The 1625-nt window shown below is 43.5% G+C and carries 2 protein-coding genes; both read right to left on the reverse strand.

From position 1 onward, the window contains the following. On the reverse strand, positions 1-837 hold an 837-nt coding region (manA, locus tag ACLNCN_RS04600), incomplete at its 3' end, for a mannose-6-phosphate isomerase, class I (RefSeq protein ID WP_424844725.1). Between the two features lie 120 nt (positions 838-957). Next, positions 958-1625 (reverse strand): family 1 glycosylhydrolase (locus ACLNCN_RS04605; protein ID WP_424844727.1); only part of this gene is annotated, 668 nt, incomplete at its 5' end.

A 1625-nucleotide genomic window follows, 5' to 3' on the forward strand; every position in this document is an offset into this window, starting at 1 on the left:
GTCAACAGTCAGTTGACCTTGGCCAGCTAAGACACTAAACAAACTGTAGTCAGCTGTCTTTTCGAAGTCAACTTTTCCAGTTATTTCCCACTTGTAAACTGCAAAGAAATCATTCGAAACAAGTAAGGTCGAACGCAAATCATCAGCTTTGATAGTCACAGGACGGCTATTGGCAGGCTCTCCAATATTCAAGACATCGATAGATTTTTCAAGGTGAAGTTCACGCAAGTTGCCATTATCGTCCTTGCGGTCAAAGTCATAGACACGGTAAGTGGTATCGCTAGACTGCTGGGTTTCAAGAATTAAGATGCCTGCCCCGATAGCGTGCATGGTGCCACTTGGTACATAGAAGAAATCTCCAGCCTTTACAGGAACTTTTGTCAATAAGGCATCCCAGTTCTTGTCCTCGATTTGCTGGCGGAGTTCTTCTTTTGACTTGGCATTGTGACCATAGATAATCTCTGAACCTTCATCCGCAGCGATGATGTACCAGCATTCTGTTTTTCCAAGTTCGCCTTCATGCTCGAGTCCGTAAGCATCGTCTGGATGAACTTGAACACTGAGCCAGTCGTTAGCATCCAGAATCTTAGTCAACAGTGGAAATACAGGTTCTGGACGATTGCCAAACAATTCACGGTGCTCTGCATATAAAGTAGCAAGATCTGTTCCCTCGTAGCGACCATTGGCAACTTTAGAGACACCATTTGGATGGGCTGAGATGGCCCAATATTCTCCGATTTTTTCACTTGGGATGTCGTAGCCAAACTCATCACGTAGCTTGGTACCACCCCAGATTTTTTCTTGCATAACTGATTGTAAAAATAATGGTTCTGACATGTCGATCTCCTGTCTGATTTTTCTCCCCTCATTATAGCAAAAAAAGAGTTCCAGTTGAACTCTTTTTCACATCTTATAAAGTAGGGAGAAGATTTTATAAAAATAGTGAATAAATGTGATCTACTCAATGATTGCACCATTGCTGGCAATGACATCCTTGTACCAGTAGAAGGATTTCTTCTTGCTACGTTTGAGGCTTCCATGACCAGCATTATCTCGATCCACATAGATAAAGCCATAGCGCTTGTTCATTTCGCCTGTTCCAGCTGAAACCAGATCGATACAGCCCCAAGTCGTATAACCAAGCAAGTCAACTCCATCTTGGTAAATGGCATCTCGCATAGCCTTGATGTGAGCTTCTAAGTAAGCAATCCGATAGTCATCTGCTACATAACCATTTTCATCCGGTGTATCCATAGCACCTAGACCGTTTTCCACGATGAACATTGGCTTTTGGTAACGATCCCAGATGGCATTGAGGGTGATGCGAAGACCAAGTGGGTCAATCTGCCATCCCCATTCTGAGGATTCAAGATAAGGATTTTTGAGAGAGGCAAAGATATTTCCAGCAGTTAATTCTTTAACTTCTGGATCACCTGAGGCTACTCGGCTCGCATAGTAAGAGAAGGAAACAAAGTCAACAGTATTGTCCTTCAACAACTCTAAATCTTCTGCAGTCATTTGAATCTCGATTCGCTCACGCTCCCACTGCTTCTTGGCGTAGTTTGGGTATTCCCCACGCGCTTGAACATCAATGAAGAAGTAACTCTTGCGGTCTTCCTCCATGG

The organism is Streptococcus sp. CL8.13, assembly GCF_049737895.1.